At 67.6% G+C, this 14,437-nt stretch carries 15 protein-coding genes; 8 read left to right on the top strand and 7 right to left on the bottom strand.

What is annotated here, in order from left to right; translation table 11 throughout:
• Positions 1-798 (bottom strand): SDR family NAD(P)-dependent oxidoreductase, encoded by a 798-nt coding sequence (locus tag KWG56_RS14455; protein ID WP_219352665.1) that lies wholly within the window; start codon positions 796-798, stop codon positions 1-3.
• A gap of 5 nt (positions 799-803) precedes the next feature.
• Positions 804-1,274, bottom strand: a complete 471-nt coding sequence (locus tag KWG56_RS14450; RefSeq protein ID WP_219352664.1) for an Rrf2 family transcriptional regulator — start codon at positions 1,272-1,274, stop codon at positions 804-806.
• Between the two features lie 167 nt (positions 1,275-1,441).
• Here KWG56_RS14450 and KWG56_RS14445 point away from each other — a divergent pair, with 167 nt between their 5' ends.
• Genes KWG56_RS14445 through KWG56_RS14430 form a run of 4 tightly spaced genes read left to right on the top strand, consistent with a single transcriptional unit; the run spans position 1,442 to position 7,335 of the window.
• The gene (locus KWG56_RS14445) at positions 1,442-3,418 is read left to right on the top strand and encodes a potassium transporter Kup (RefSeq protein ID WP_219352663.1); all 1,977 of its coding nucleotides are present in this window, start codon (positions 1,442-1,444) and stop codon (positions 3,416-3,418) included.
• Positions 3,415-4,803, top strand: coding sequence for an RsmB/NOP family class I SAM-dependent RNA methyltransferase (locus tag KWG56_RS14440; protein ID WP_373274022.1), 1,389 nt, complete (start codon positions 3,415-3,417; stop codon positions 4,801-4,803). The genes KWG56_RS14445 and KWG56_RS14440 overlap by 4 nt, the downstream gene beginning before the upstream one ends.
• Positions 4,804-4,849: 46 nt before the next feature.
• Entirely contained in the window at positions 4,850-5,515 is a 666-nt protein-coding gene (gene rpe / locus KWG56_RS14435; RefSeq protein WP_219352662.1) for a ribulose-phosphate 3-epimerase, read from the top strand.
• Positions 5,512-7,335 (top strand): heparinase II/III family protein, encoded by a 1,824-nt coding sequence (locus KWG56_RS14430; RefSeq protein WP_219352661.1) that lies wholly within the window; start codon positions 5,512-5,514, stop codon positions 7,333-7,335. The genes rpe and KWG56_RS14430 overlap by 4 nt, the downstream gene beginning before the upstream one ends.
• Before the next feature lie 145 nt (positions 7,336-7,480).
• Here KWG56_RS14430 and KWG56_RS14425 read toward each other — a convergent pair whose 3' ends face one another.
• Positions 7,481-7,678, bottom strand: a complete 198-nt coding sequence (locus KWG56_RS14425) for a hypothetical protein (protein ID WP_219352660.1) — start codon at positions 7,676-7,678, stop codon at positions 7,481-7,483.
• 150 nt (positions 7,679-7,828) lie between these two features.
• Between KWG56_RS14425 and purH the strand changes: the two genes are divergently transcribed.
• The gene (gene purH, locus KWG56_RS14420) at positions 7,829-9,433 is read left to right on the top strand and encodes a bifunctional phosphoribosylaminoimidazolecarboxamide formyltransferase/IMP cyclohydrolase (RefSeq protein WP_219352659.1); all 1,605 of its coding nucleotides are present in this window, start codon (positions 7,829-7,831) and stop codon (positions 9,431-9,433) included.
• Positions 9,434-9,490: 57 nt separating this feature from the next.
• On the opposite strand, the gene KWG56_RS14415 is transcribed toward purH, so the two are convergent.
• Both KWG56_RS14415 and KWG56_RS14410 read right to left on the bottom strand, forming a co-directional pair.
• The gene (locus KWG56_RS14415) at positions 9,491-10,300 is read right to left on the bottom strand and encodes a siderophore-interacting protein (protein ID WP_219352658.1); all 810 of its coding nucleotides are present in this window, start codon (positions 10,298-10,300) and stop codon (positions 9,491-9,493) included.
• A complete protein-coding gene (locus KWG56_RS14410) occupies positions 10,297-10,923 on the bottom strand; it encodes a PadR family transcriptional regulator (protein WP_244999528.1) in 627 nt (208 codons plus the stop codon). The genes KWG56_RS14415 and KWG56_RS14410 overlap by 4 nt, the downstream gene beginning before the upstream one ends.
• A 103-nt stretch (positions 10,924-11,026) precedes the next feature.
• Here KWG56_RS14410 and KWG56_RS14405 point away from each other — a divergent pair, with 103 nt between their 5' ends.
• Genes KWG56_RS14405 through KWG56_RS14395 form a run of 3 tightly spaced genes read left to right on the top strand, consistent with a single transcriptional unit; the run spans position 11,027 to position 13,224 of the window.
• Positions 11,027-11,776, top strand: coding sequence for a dienelactone hydrolase family protein (locus KWG56_RS14405; protein WP_219352657.1), 750 nt, complete (start codon positions 11,027-11,029; stop codon positions 11,774-11,776).
• A 58-nt stretch (positions 11,777-11,834) separates the two neighbouring features.
• Entirely contained in the window at positions 11,835-12,314 is a 480-nt protein-coding gene (locus KWG56_RS14400; protein ID WP_201098714.1) for an Rrf2 family transcriptional regulator, read from the top strand.
• Positions 12,292-13,224 carry an NAD(P)/FAD-dependent oxidoreductase gene (locus tag KWG56_RS14395; protein WP_244999527.1) on the top strand — a complete coding sequence of 311 codons (933 nt, stop codon included), beginning with the start codon at positions 12,292-12,294 and terminating at the stop codon, positions 13,222-13,224. The genes KWG56_RS14400 and KWG56_RS14395 overlap by 23 nt, the downstream gene beginning before the upstream one ends.
• On the opposite strand, the gene KWG56_RS14390 is transcribed toward KWG56_RS14395, so the two are convergent.
• Both KWG56_RS14390 and KWG56_RS14385 read right to left on the bottom strand, forming a co-directional pair.
• Complete coding sequence (locus KWG56_RS14390; protein WP_219352656.1) at positions 13,221-13,685, bottom strand: OsmC family protein; 465 nt, start codon at positions 13,683-13,685, stop codon at positions 13,221-13,223. The genes KWG56_RS14395 and KWG56_RS14390 overlap by 4 nt on opposite strands.
• Positions 13,686-13,697: 12 nt before the next feature.
• The gene (locus KWG56_RS14385) at positions 13,698-14,390 is read right to left on the bottom strand and encodes a GNAT family N-acetyltransferase (protein ID WP_219352655.1); all 693 of its coding nucleotides are present in this window, start codon (positions 14,388-14,390) and stop codon (positions 13,698-13,700) included.
• Positions 14,391-14,437: the final 47 nt, after the last annotated feature.

Here is a 14,437-nt window from a genome sequence, read left to right as displayed (position 1 = left end):
TCAGATTCGGTCCAGCCGCTTGGCGTGGTTGGCGACCATGTTCAGGGCCATGCTGTCGGGCAGGAAGCGGGCCAGACCCCCCATGACATTGTTCATGACGCCCGGCGTGACGCTGGGGCGGTTGGCTTCGCAGGCGTCGTAGCCGATCCGGGCCACCCGTGCGGCGTCCATCCACATCCAGGCCGGATAGGCCTTGGACACCTGATCGCGCGAGCCGTTGACGTCATGGAACTCGGTCAGGGTGTAGCCGGGGTTCAGCACGGTGACGTGGACGCCGGTTCCGCGCGTCTCAAGATGCAGGCCCTGTGAGGCCTTGATCAGGAAGCTTTTGATCGGCCCGTAAAGCGTGTCGCCGCCGGTCGCAGGCATCTGGCCCGCCAGAGACGCCACGTTCAGGACGCGCCCGAAGCCACGCTCGACCATGCCCGGCAGCAACAGTCGCGACAGTTCGATCGGCGCGGTCAGCATGACCTGGATCATGGCCCGGTGCGCGGTCAGGTCGGTGGCGAGAAAGCCCGTGACCCGGCTGAAACCGGCGTTGTTGACCAGACCGTCGATGGTCAGGCCTCTTGCCGTAACGGCCGCAACCAGTCGCTCAGGCGCTGCTGGATCGGACAGGTCTTCGGGAATGACGGTCGCGGTCAGCGGATGGGCGGCCGTCAGTTCGTCGGCCAGGGCCTGAAGCGGGCCTTCGCGCCGGGCCGTCAGGATCAGGTTCCAGCCCTGGGCGGCGTATGTCCGCGCCAGCGCCGCCCCTATGCCTGCGGACGCCCCGGTGATGAGGACCGTGCGCGACACTTGGTTCAGGCGGCCAGCGGGCAGGACTTGTGCGGGGCGAAGGCGGCCAGCGAAGCCGGGTGCTTGTCCAGCAGATCGGCGATGGTGATCTTGGACAGGGCCTCGGATGCGGCCTGATCGGCGGCGGTCAGGGCCTTGGCCACCTGGCGCGGAATATGCTCGCCGACGGGACAGCCCTTGGCGCCCGCAGGCGTCGAACCCAGATGGGCGCAGCCGTTGACGGCGCGCAGCACCTCATCCAGCCGAATGTCCTCGGGGCGGCGCAGCAGCCACGAGCCGCCGGTCGCGCCCGGACGGGTCGCGATCAGGCCTGCCTTGGCCAGCAGCGCGGTGACCCGCCGCACGACGACCGGATTGGTCGGCACGGACGACGCCAGCAGGGCGCTGGGCGCGGCTTGCGCAGGGCCATAGGCGTCCTTGTGCGCCATATAGGCGAGGACGTGGGCGGCGACGGGGAAACGCTGGCTGTCTGACATGATCTTTTCCAGCATTGAAAATAGGCGCTCCGGGCCCGAATCACAAATCGGCGCGCGGAACAGTGAAATTGAATCCGAAAGGGCACGATTGAAGCGCACGCGGATTAGGCCTAAAGGCTCGCCGCTTTGAAGGGCTCGACCTGTCGTCGCACGCCCGGAGGATACACATGGCCGGGGATGCTCCCCACGATGCAGGTGCTCCCCAGCCCGCATCGAACACGCCGGAAAACGCCAAACACCCCACGGGACACGAGTCCCAGGCCCCCGGCGGTCATACAGCCAAACGCACTGGCTTCATGGCCCTGACGCTGGGCGCGATCGGCGTGGTGTTCGGCGATATCGGCACCAGCCCGCTTTATGCGCTGCGCGAGGCCATCGGCCATGCCCAGAAGGGCGTGGGCGGCGATCTGGCGATCGTCGGCGTGGTGTCGTTGGCCTTCTGGGCGCTGATGGTGGTGGTGACGTTCAAATACGTCTTCTTCCTGATGCGCGCCGACAATAAGGGCGAAGGCGGCACCCTGTCGCTGATGGCCCTGGCCCAGTTCGCGGTCGGACGGCGCAGCGCGTGGATCTTCATTCTGGGCGTCTGCGGCGCGGCCCTCTTCTATGGCGACGGGATCATCACTCCGGCCATCTCGGTGCTGTCGGCGGTCGAGGGCCTGCAGGACGCGCCGGGCCTGTCGGGCAAGCTGGACCCCTTCATCGTGCCGATTTCGGCGGGCATCCTGATCGTCCTGTTTATGGCCCAGTCGCGCGGCACGGCCCGTCTGGCCAAATATTTCGGGCCGATCATGGCCGTCTGGTTCCTGAGCCTGGGGGCGCTTGGCCTGCTGCACATCGGGGATGACCCGTCGATCCTGCGCGCCCTGTCGCCGTACTATGGAGTCAGCCTGCTGCTGCACGACGGCTTCCTGGGCTTCATCATCCTGGGCAGCGTGTTTCTGGCGGTGACGGGGGCCGAGGCCCTGTATGCCGACATGGGCCATTTCGGAAAGGCGCCGATCCGCGCGGGCTGGCTCTATTTCGCCCTGCCGTGCCTGACCCTGAACTATCTGGGGCAGGGCGCCTTCATCCTGGACAACCCCAGCGCCGCCAGCAATCCGTTCTGGAACATGGTTCCGGGCTTCGCCTACTGGCCCATGCTGATCCTGGCGACGGTGGCGACCGTGGTGGCCTCGCAGGCCGTGATCACCGGCGCCTTCTCGGTGACCCAACAGGCGGTGCAACTCGGCCTGTTGCCGCGCATCGACATCCGCAACACCTCAGAGACTCAGGCCGGACAGATCTATGTCCCGGCGGTCAACACCTTCCTGATGATCGGGGTTCTGACCCTGCTGGTCGTGTTCCAGAGCTCGCATAACCTGACCGCAGCCTATGGCGTGGCGGTGACGGGCACCATGCTGGTCAATACGCTGATGGCCTATTCGGTGATCCGCAAGGGCTGGAAGTGGCCCATGTGGGCGGTCGCGGGCACGCTTATCCCGTTCGCCTTCATCGACAGCGTCTTCCTGACCTCCAACCTGCTCAAGATCCCTGACGGGGCCTGGATGCCGCTGGTGCTGGGCGCCATCCTGATCGTGATCATGTGGACCTGGGTGCGCGGCACCCAGATTCTGACGACCAAGACGCGCAAGGACAGCCTGCCGCTGGCCGACCTGATCGAGATGCTGCACGCCCGGCCGCCGCATCGCGCGCCCGGTACGGCCATCTTCCTGACCTCGGACCCTGACGTCGCCCCGGTCGCCCTGATGCACAATCTCAAGCACAACAAGGTGCTGCACGAGAAGAACGTCATCCTGACCGTGCGCACCTCGGAACGCCCGCGCGTCAAGGATTCCGATCGGGTGAAGATGGAGCCGATCAATGACGACTTCAAAAAGCTGACCGTCACCTACGGCTTCATGGAGACGCCGAACGTGCCGCGTGCGCTTGGCCTGTGCCGCAAGCAGGGGCTGAAGTTCGACATCATGTCGACCAGCTTCTTCCTGGGGCGTCGTTCCTTGATCCCGTCGGCGCGGCAGGGCATGCCCCTGTGGCAGGACCGGTTGTTCATCTTCCTGATGCGCAATGCGGCCAATCCGACTGACTTCTTCCATATCCCGCCCGGCCGTGTGGTCGAGCTGGGCGCACAGGTGGCTGTATGAGTAATGATGCACGGGGCGGACAAAGCTCCCAGGCGCGCGGCCGTCGCATGGCCACCAAGGGACGCCCGCGTCCCGCCGCCGTCGTGGACGCCGCCGCTCCGTCTCAGGACGACATCGGCGTCGAGGCCCGGGTTGTCGCCGGCATCCTGCTGAACGCCGCGCTGGAGAAGCGCAACGGTCTGGACGAGGCCCTGTCGCAACCCGCCGCCCGCGCCCTGGAGCCGGTGGACCGCGCCTTCGCCCGCGCCGTGGCCATGGCGGCCCTGCGCCGTCTGGGCGAGATCGACCAGATTCTGGACCGCCGCCTGAAGAAGTCCCCGCCCGAGGCTGTGCGCACCCTGATGCGCGTGGCCCTGGCCCAGACCCTGGTGCTGGAGACGCCCGCCTTCGCCGCCGTCTCCACGGCCGTGAAACTGGCCGAGCGCGATCCCAAGACCCGGCCCTACAAGAACCTGGTCAACGCGGTGCTGCGCGGCATCGGTCGCGAAGGCCCCGGCCTGACCACGGCCGAGAGCAATCTGCCGGACTGGATCGCGGCCCGCTGGAAGGCGACCTATGGCGAGGCGGCCCTGACCGGCCTGGCCCTGGCCGCGCGCGAAGAGCCCGCGACCGATCTCAGCTTGAAGCCCGGCGTCGATCCGGCCGCCATCGCCGATGCGGTCGAGGGCGAAGTCCTGCCGGGCGGCACGGTCCGCACGGGCCGTCGAGGGGATGTCGCGTCCTGGCCGACCTTCGAGGACGGCGACTGGTGGGTGCAGGACGCCGCCGCCGCCGTGCCGGGCCGTCTGCTTCACGTGAAACCGGGCGAGACGGTGCTGGATATGTGCGCCGCGCCCGGCGGCAAGACCCTGCAGCTGGCCGCCGCCGGTGGTCAGGTGGTCGCCCTGGACCGTTCGGCCCCGCGCCTGAAGCGCCTGACCCAGAATCTGGAACGCACCGGCCTGACGGCTGAGGTCGTCGCCATCCCGGCCGAGGATTGGGAGGACGCCCGCACCTTCGACGCCGTCCTGCTGGACGCGCCCTGCACCGCCACCGGCACCTTCCGCCGCAACCCGGAAGTCCTGCGCGCCACCAAGCCCGCCGAGGTCGCCAAGCTGGCCGATGTGCAGCACCGCCTGCTGGACGCCGCCGCCGAACGGGTGAAGCCGGGCGGGCGTCTGGTATATTGCACCTGCTCGCTGGAGCGTGAGGAGGGCGAGACCCAGGTCATCGCCTTCCTGCGCCGCAACCCCGATTTTCGCACGGTCGCGGCTGATCCCGCCGCCCTTGGCGCGCCGGCCGAAGCCCTGACGCCAGAGGGCTGGCTGCGCATCCTGCCGTCCATGTGGGCCGAACACGGCGGGCTGGACGGCTTCTTCGCCGCGAAGCTGGAGCGGGTTTCCTGACAGGGAGCGCCTTGCTCCCGCCCGCAACCCGCCTTATCCGAAGGTCATGGCCGTTACTCCCCTGATCTGTCCGTCCATCCTCGCCAGCGACTTCTCGCGGCTGGGTGAAGAAGTCCGCGCGCTGGAGGCGGCTGGCGCCGACTGGGTTCATGTCGATGTGATGGACGGCCATTTCGTGCCCAACATCACCCTGGGCCCCGACATCATGAAGTCGCTGCGGCCCCACACCAGCCTGCCGTTCGACGTGCACCTGATGGTCGCGCCGGTCGATCCGTGGCTGGAGGCCTTCCGTGAGGCGGGGGCCGACATCCTGTCGGTCCACCCCGAAAGCGGCCCGCATGTCCACCGCACCCTGGGCCGCATCCGTCAGCTGGGCGCCAAGGCCGGGCTGGTGTTCAATCCGGGCACGCCCCTGTCGATCCTTGAGGAAGTGGTCGATCTGGTTGATCTGGTTCTGATCATGTCGGTCAATCCCGGCTTCGGCGGGCAGAAATTCATCGACAGTTCGCTGCGCAAGATCGGGGCGGCGCGCGCCATTCTGGATCGCGCCGGATCGGCGGCCCACCTGCAGGTTGACGGCGGCGTGACCTCGGCCAATGCGGCGGCCTGTGTCGCGGCGGGCGCCGACGCGCTGGTCGCCGGGTCGTTCGTGTTCAAGGGCGACTATGCGGCCAATATCGCCGCCCTCAAGGCCGCCCCGGACGCCGCGTGAGCCCGCTGGGTCCCTTCGCGCCCCGCGACGGCGGGCCTGATGTGTCGACGGGCCACATCCCCGGCCTGCCGGGCGTGCCTGTGCGCACGCCGGTGCGCGCGGGTGATTCCAAGGCCGGCGCCGCCCTGTGGCCCGCCATCGCCGGGCGGCTGGTGACGCGTCAGGTCTGGATCGAGCTTTACGGCCTGCCGGGCTATGGGCTGACGCTGGGCGGCGGCAAGGTGACCAGCTTCGCCGCCACGCCGCGCGATTTCCGCCCGCATGATCCCGCGCCGGGCAAGGGCGTTCTGGTCGGGCGCTATATTCTGGCGGGGGCCTCGATGGAGGTCGAACCACCCGCCGATCCCTGGAACCGGCCCAGCCCGTCGCGTCCGTTCGCGGTGCAACTTCACGCCTTCGCCTGGTTGCCGGGCCTGATGGCGCAAGGGGAGCGCGGCGCCCGCGAGGCCCTGCGGCTGACCCTGGCCTGGCAGGACGCCTTCTCTCGCTGGTCGCCCTTCGCCTGGGGAACCGAGACCCTGCCGCGCCGGGTGATCAATCTGTCCTGCGCGGCGCGCAAGATGGGCGCCGTGGCGACCGAAGCCGAGCACCTGCGTCTGGCCGACAGTCTGGCCCGCCAGACGCGTCAGTTGCTGCGCCCCCCCGGCGGGCTGGCCACGCGGGCCGAGCGCTGCGTCGCCGCCGCCATCGCCGGATGCGTGCTGGCGGGCAATGTCGGTCAGGGCCTGCGCCGCCGCGCCCTGTCGGGCCTCAGCGGCGCTCTGGGTTCGACGGTTCTGGCGGACGGATCGCACGCCACCCGCAGTCCCGAGGCGGGGCTGGAGCTGTTGCTGGACCTGCTGACGCTGGATGACGCCCTGGCCCAGTTGTCCGAACCGGCGCCCGAGGCCGTCACCTCCGCCATCGCCCGCCTGACCAAGGGTTTGCGCACCCTGACCCTGCCGGACGGGCGTCTGGCCGGTTTCCAGGGCGGTGGACCGTCCACGGCGGCGCGCGTGGCCGCCGCCCGCGCCCATGACGAGCAGACGCCGGACGAGGCCTCGGCTCCGGTTGAGGCGACGGTCGGCGGGCTGACCCGCATCGCCAGCCCGCTGCTGACCATCATCGCCGACACGGCCGCCCCGCCCAAGGGCGCCTGGGGCTCTGCCGCCTGCGCCCAGCCGATGGCGCTGGAGATCGCCTGCGGAAAGGACCGGCTGGTCACGGGTTCGGGCTGGACGCCCGCGGCGACGGATCGACAGGCGCTGCGCCTGACGCCGGGGCATTCGACCCTGACGCTGGGCGAACGGTCATTGAACGAACCGCTGGGCGGCTGGAAGAGCGAGCTTCTGGGGCCGCGTCTGGTCGGGCCGCCCATCCATTCCGTGTCCGAACAGCGTCAGGGAGACGGCGCTGTCTGGCTGGAGATGGAGCATGACGGCTGGACCGAACTGTTCGGCCTGAACCATCAGCGTCGCCTTTATCTGGATCAGAAGCTGGACGAACTGCGGGCGGAGGAGAAGCTGTTCCCGACGCCGGGCCGCAAGGAGATCGTCCGTCAGATCGCCGCCCCCTACGCCATCCGCTTCCATCTGGAGCCGGGGGTGCAGGCCTCGCTGGCCCGCGACCGCCGCTCGATCCTGCTGCGCGGCGCCTCGGGCCGGGGCTGGTGGTTCAGGACCGATGGTCCCGACGTCGCCATCGAACCCAGCGTTCATATCGACGAGGGCCTGACGAGGCGGTCCTTGCAGATCGTGGTGCGCGGCTCGGCCCGCACCGACAGCGAAACCAAGATCCGCTGGAAGCTGAGCCCGGCGGGCGCGAGCGGCGATCCGAGCTAGATTTTTGTGTTTGTGAGCGTTTGAGATTGAGCCGGTTCGAACGTCATCCAGGGCAACTCAAGTCTGTATCCGTACAGCGCAGCAAGTAGCAGCGCTAACGCAATCAGGCTGAAAAAAGCTAGGGCGGTGATGTCTGTTTGTCGTTTCATGGAAGATCGAATCTTTCCACACGACGCATGCCGCGTAAGTCGCCCTTATCGTCAGTTTCGCGTGCAAGTCGAATGGCGCTGTCGATAAGTGACGTCACCATCTGATTGCGGTTTAACTTATTTCGGCGTGCCAATTCGTCGAGCAGCGCCAGTTTTTCGACGCCCATGCGAATGCTTACAACCCGTGTTGTCATCGGAGCCTCTTCTGCAGCCGATCATCTGTATAGCGCTGAAATGTTAAGGATGAGTCAACAGGCGTAATACAATCGCCCTCTGCCGGTGACTGTTTGGCAAGGTGATGCTAGACGCCGCGCCATCCTCCTCCAGCATCCACGGACGCCGCCATGCCTGCCGCTCCCGACTTTCCGCCCGCCCCTGACCGGGTCAAGCCGCAACGCGCCCTGATCTCCCTGTCCGACAAGGCCGGGTTGGAGGATGCGGCCCGCGCCCTGCATGATCTGGGCGTCGAACTGGTCTCGACCGGCGGCACGCGCGCGGCGATCGAGAAGCTGGGCCTGCCGGTCAAGGATGTGGCAGACCTGACGGGCTTCCCCGAGATGATGGACGGCCGGGTCAAGACCCTGCACCCCATCGTCCACGGCGGTCTGCTGGGCGTGCGCGACGCCGGCGACCACGCCAAGGCCATGACCGACCACGGCATCGGCGCCATCGACATCGTCTGGATCGACCTCTATCCGTTTGAATCAACGGTTGATGCAGGCGGCTCGTTCGAGGCGGCGGTCGAGAACATCGACATCGGCGGCCCGGCCATGATCCGCTCCGGCTCCAAGAACCACGGCTATGTCGCCGTCGCTGTGGATGCTGTCTCCATCGACTTGATCCTTGAGGCGCTGAAGGCCGAGGGTTCGACGGATCTGGCCCTGCGCAAGCGTCTGGCCGCGCGCGCCTTCGCCCGCACCGCCGCCTATGACGCCGCCGTCTCCGGGTGGTTCGCCGGTCAGGTCGAAGATGCGGCCCCGGCGCGCAAATCCATCGCCGGTTCGCTGGCCCAGACCCTGCGCTACGGCGAGAACCCGCACCAGACGGGCGCCTTCTACCGCACGGGCGAACGTCGTCCGGGCGTGGCCTATGCCGAACAGGTGCAGGGCAAGGAGCTGGGCTACAACAACATCGCCGACGCCGACGCCGCCTATGAGCTGGTCGCCGAGTTCGAACAGCCCGCCGTCGTCATCGTCAAACACGCCAACCCGTGCGGCGTGGCGGTCGGCAAGGATCTGTCGGAAGCCTATGCCCGCGCGCTGGAATGCGATGCGGTCTCGGCCTTCGGCGGGGTGATTGCGGTCAATCGTCCGCTGAACGGCGATGACGCCCGCGCCATCACCGGCATCTTCACCGAAGTCGTCATCGCGCCAGGCGCCGACGACGAGGCCAAGGAAGTCTTCGCCGCCAAGAAGAACCTGCGCCTGTTGATCACCAACGGCCTGCCCGATCCGCATGGTCCGGGCGAGGTGTTCCGTTCGGTCGCCGGGGGCTTCCTGGTCCAGTCGCGCGACCGGTCCCTGATCAAGCCCAGCGACCTGAAGATCGTCACGCGTCGCCAGCCGACGCCGACCGAGATCCAGGACATGCTGTTCGCCTTCACCGTGGCCAAGCACGTCAAGTCCAACGCCATCGTCTATGCCAAGGATGGTCAGACGGCGGGCATCGGCGCCGGCCAGATGAACCGTCGTGATTCCGCCCGCATCGCCGCCATCCGCGCCAAGGAGGCGGGTGAGGCCAAGGGGCTGACGCAATCGCTGGCCGAGGGTTCGGCCTGTGCGTCGGAAGCCTTCTTCCCGTTCGCCGACGGCCTGCTGGAAGCGGTCGCGGCGGGCGCCACCGCGGTGATCCAGCCGGGCGGCTCCATGCGCGACCCCGAGGTGATCGCCGCCGCGGACGAGAAGGGAATCGCTATGGCCTTCACCGGCGTGCGTGTGTTCAGACACTGAATGTTGGGAAGAGAGGGCGCCTACGCTCGCGGCTTGAGCGCCTTCTCTTCTGATCGATCAGTCCTCGATGACTTCGTGGGCGCCGACCGCGCCTTTGCGCCAATAGCCTGCGGCCTTCATGGTTTTGGAGTTGAAGCCCATGGCCACGACCTGCGCCCGCAGCGCCTTGGCGACCAGGGATTCTGCGGCGATCCAGACATAGGCGTCGGACGGATCGACGTCTGCGGCGGACCGTGCGACTGCCTCGACCAGGGCATCCGCCTGGGCGCGCGGGCGGCCATTGCGTTCGACCCAGACCAGGGTCAGGTCGGCGGCGCTGGTCAGCGGCAGTTTCGACGCGGCGTCATCCACCTCGACGATGACCAGGGCGCGCACGGTAGCGGGCAACTCCTCCAGCCGCCGGGCGATGGCGGGCAGGGCGGTCTCGTCGCCAATCAATAGATGATTCTGGAAGGCTGTCGGCACGATCAGCGAGCCGCGCGGACCGCCGACTCCGACGATGGCGCCCGGCCCGGCCATCTCGGCCCACTCGGTCGCCGGACCGCCGTGGCCGGTGACGAAATCAATCGTCAGCTGTTGTGTCGCGGGGTTGTAGGCGCGCGGAGTGTAGTCGCGTGCGGCCGGGCGCGGCTCGGGAAAGACCGGGCCGTCCGGTCCAACCGTCGGCAGGACCAGGGGCTTGCCCGGCTTGGGCGGAAACAGCTTCACATGGTCGTCGAAGCCCAGGGAGATGAAGCCTTCCAGAGCGTCGCCGCCCAGCACGATCCGGCGCAGGCTGGGCGTCAGATCTTCGATCGACACGACCTTCAGGGCGCGGAACTTCAGGTCGTGGCGGACACGGCGGGGTATGCGCAGAGCGTCCGTCATGCCTTTTCAATCCGATCTGCAGCCTCATTCAGAATGGCGGCCATGGCTTCGATCTGAGCCTCGGTCAGGGCCGTTTCACCTGCCAGACGGCCTTGAATGGTGTTGCGCAGCCGCCCGATGGCGGTCTGGATGGCTTCCGGACGCAGGGCGTGGGCGGAGAATTTGGCCATCGTCGCCTGGACCGAAGCAATGGCCTCGGCGTTCTCGGTCAGCAGAACCCGGCCGGCGTCCGTGATCGAATACTGTTTCTTGCCGCCCTCGGTGACGGAAACCAAGGCGCCCATTTCCTCGAGCAGGGTCAGGCTGGGGTAGATGACGCCGGGGCTGGGCGAATAGGCGCCGCCCAGTTTGGTTTCGACGGCCTTGATCAGCTCATAGCCGTGGCTGGGCTTTTCCGCGATCAGCGACAGCAGCAGCCAGCGCAGGGTCCCGTGGTCGAACAGGCGGCCGCCGCCGCGTCGGCCGTGGCCCCGCGCATCGCCCTCGCCGCGTTCCCAGCCGCGGCCAAAGCCGCCGCCGCGCATGCCGCGTTTCATGAAGTGACCGAAATGGCCGTGGCCGTGATGTTCGCCGCCTTCGTGGCGGCGGTGGTGAGTGAAGATCCCCTTGGATCGCATCGTCATTTCCTTTTCGATATATCTATTCACGAACGATTAGATATATCGATATGTCTAAATGTTCAAGAGGGGCTGGTTTTCGTCCGCAAGACGCGGCGTAAATCGCTGCATGGACGACCTGAACAGCCGCTGGGCCAAACTTGAACCGCACATCACCGTCGTCGGCCCGGACGACGACAGGCCCCGGCCTGCGGTGCTGATGTTCCACGGCTGCGGGGGGTTGCGCGATCACCTGCCGCGCTATGCCGAGGCGGCCAAGGCGGCGGGCTGGCGGGCCTTCATCATTGATTCCTACGGCCCGCGCGGCTGGGGGCGAGCCTTCACCCTGACCACGGTCTGCACCGGCTTGCTGCTGCGGGGCAATGAGCGGGCGGGCGACGTGCTGGCGGTGATCCAGGGGGTTTCGGCGCGGCCCGATGTCGACGAGACCAGACTGGCCCTGGGCGGCTGGAGCCACGGCGGCTGGTCAATCATGGAGATGATGAGCGCGGATCGCGCGCCCCATACGCTGGGCGTGTCCAATCCCGGCGACGTGGACCTGTCGGGCGTCAAGGCGGTCTGGCTGATGTACCCCTATATCGGGCCGTTCGCCTTCAACAAGATGAAGCCGTGGCGGCATTGCCCCAAGGTTCTGGCCGTCACCTGCAAGAGCGACCACCTGACCACCGTGCGCAACGCCGAACTGGTCAACGCCATGATCCGCAACTGCGGCGCGGAGGTGGAAAGCTGGGTCGCCGTCGGCACCCACGCCTTTGATGAGCCGACCAACAACGGCCCGATGCGCCATGACCCGGAACTGACGCTGGAGGCGCTGCGTCGCTTCGGCGCCTTCCTGACGGACGTGGCGCCCCACAACTGAAAAAGAATCTGGGCGTCATGCCTTGACGTTCGAACTGTCACGTAACAATTGAAGTTACATGAAGCGCGACAGCCGGCTCTCCAACATCCTTCACGCCCTGCTGCACATGGCCGAGCATGAGACGCGTCACGGCGCGCCCATGACGTCCGACATGCTGGCGACCTGCCTGTCGACCAATCCGGTCGTGGTGCGCCGGACCATGGCGGGACTACGTGAACAGGGGCTGGTGGCGTCGGAGAAGGGGCACGGCGGCGGCTGGCGTCTGGCGCGGCCGCTGGATCAGGTCACCCTGGGCCAGGTCAATCTGGCGCTGGGCGAGCCGGGCCTGTTTCCCGAAACCCCGCCGGTCGAAGCCGACGGTTGTCTGGTCGAGGCGGCGGTCAATGACGCACTGGCCGAAACCTACGCGGCAGCGCGCGCCCTGCTGGTCGCACGACTGAACGACATCACACTGGCTGATCTGGCGGCGGATTTCTCGCGCCGGATGGCCGCCCATCCTGAAAGAGATCGTCTCCATGCCCACCACGGGAAAGCTTGAATCCATGCCCCATGACGCCGTGATCATCGGGGGCTCCTACGCCGGTCTGTCGGCGGCCATGCAGCTGGTGCGCGCGCGCCGCCGGGTGCTGGTCATCGACGACGGCAGGCCGAGGAACCGTTTCGCCGCCCGCGCCCATGGTTTTCTGGCCAATGACGGCAAGCCGGGCGCCGAGATCGCCGCCGCCGCCCGCGCCCAGGTGTCGGCCTATCCGACGGCCGCCTTCCGCATGGCCGAGGCGGTTGAGGTCGAACGGATCGACGGCGGGTTCTCGGTCGCTTTCGCCGATGGCACGCGGACCCGCGGACGGCGTCTTCTGCTGTCGCATGGGGTCGAGGATGTTCTGGCCGATATTCCGGGCGTCAAGGAGCGCTGGGGCCGCACCGCGCTGCATTGCCCCTGGTGTCATGGCTATGAGGTGGGGGCAGGCCCCATCGGTGTTCTGGGGCGGGGCGAGCACGCCGTTCAGTACGCGATCACCGTCGCCGAATGGGGCCAGGTGACCCTGTTCATGGACCTGTCCAATCCGCTGTCGCCCGAGGATGCGCACAAACTGTATCGCCGGGGCGTGACCATCGAGCCGACGCCCATCGCCGCGCTGGAAGGCGAGGCCCCGACCCTGACCGGCGCGCGTCTGATCGATGGTCGGTTCATGCCGCTGAAGGCGATCTTCGTCGGCGCCAATGTCCGTGTCGCCAGTCCGTTTGCGGAACGGCTGGGCTGCGAGATGACCGACACGCCCATGGGCCGGATCATCAAGGTGGACGGTCTGCAGCAGACCACCCAGCCGGGCGTCTTCGCGGCGGGCGATCTGGCGCGGGCGGCGTCGAACATCACCCTGGCGACCTCGGACGGGATGACGGCGGCGCACGCCATCTTCCGCTCATTGGTCGAGGAGGAGGTCGCCTAACCCAGCCGCGCCTCAATGTTGATTCTGGCCCGCACCGAATGGGCCATTTCGCAGTGGTCGTGCGCCTGATGGTGCAGGGCGTCGATCTCTTGCTGATCCGGTTCGCGCCCGCTGAAGCTGGTGTAGGGGCGTAAGGTGACCTCGGCCAGATAGCGGCGGCCGTTCTCGTCCTTGCCCATCTTGCCCGACGCCTCGTCCGTATAGGCGTCGATCACCAGACCGGCGTTGGCGGCGAAGGCCAGGAACCACAGCATGTGGCAGCTGGACAGGGAGGCGATCATCGCCTCTTCCGGATCGACGGCGGCGTCGTCCGACATCGGCAGGGGCACGCTGGAGGGCGCCGACGACCCTGGCACGACCGCGCCGCCGTCGAAGGTCCAGGTGTGGGCGCGGCTGTAGCGCTTGTCCAGGAAGGGCTGATCGCCGCGTTCCCAGATGATCCTGGCCTCATACTCGCTCATGTCGTGCTCCTGTCAGTCCGCCAGAACCGTATAGGTCATCCGCGCCCGAACTTCGAAGCCCAGCGAGCAGTAGAAGGCGATCGTCGCCTCGTGATCCGCAAAGGCGTGCAGGAAGGCGGTTTCGCCGGTCGCCAGAATCTCGGCGACCACGGCGCGCGACAGAGCCGCCGCCAGACCTTTGCCCCTGTGATCGGGGTGGGTGCAGATGCCGCTCAGTTCGGTGAAACCATCGACCCGCAGACGACGCCCGGCCATGGCGATCAGTTCGCCGTCCTGTTTCACGCCGATGAAGGGGCCCAGTTTGCTCGTGGACGAGCGGAACGGGCCGGGCTTGGTCAGGGTCGCCAGCGCCAGCATGGCCGGGGCGTCGGCTTCGGTCAGGCTTTCATAGGCGACCGAGCGGCTGCTTGGCGTCAGGGACTGCGCCGTCATCTGCACCAGCGGAATGCGGCTGGCGACGGCGACGCCGACCGGAAGAACGTCCGCGATGGCCGTTCCCTCGACCTCGATCAGGCCCGCGCCCGGATAGGCGCGCGCCAGTTCGCTCAAGGCTGCGATGCTGTCCGGCGTGTCGTCGGCGCAGGCCAGGAAGACGCCGACCTCAGGGTCGATGCGGGCGGCGCGGGCGTTGGAGTCCGGTGTCGCAAATGGCGACAGGCGCGTGTTCAGCGCGTTCCAGATGGCGCGGTCTAGGGGATGGCTCATGACCGATCCTCTAGCCGGTGACGGCGCCGGGCGGAACGGTCCGCCCG

The sequence above is a fragment of the Brevundimonas nasdae genome (assembly GCF_019395145.1).
Lineage (GTDB): Bacteria > Pseudomonadota > Alphaproteobacteria > Caulobacterales > Caulobacteraceae > Brevundimonas > Brevundimonas nasdae.
Note: the sequence above shows the minus strand (reverse complement) of the source record. Positions and strands in the feature narration are given on the sequence as shown.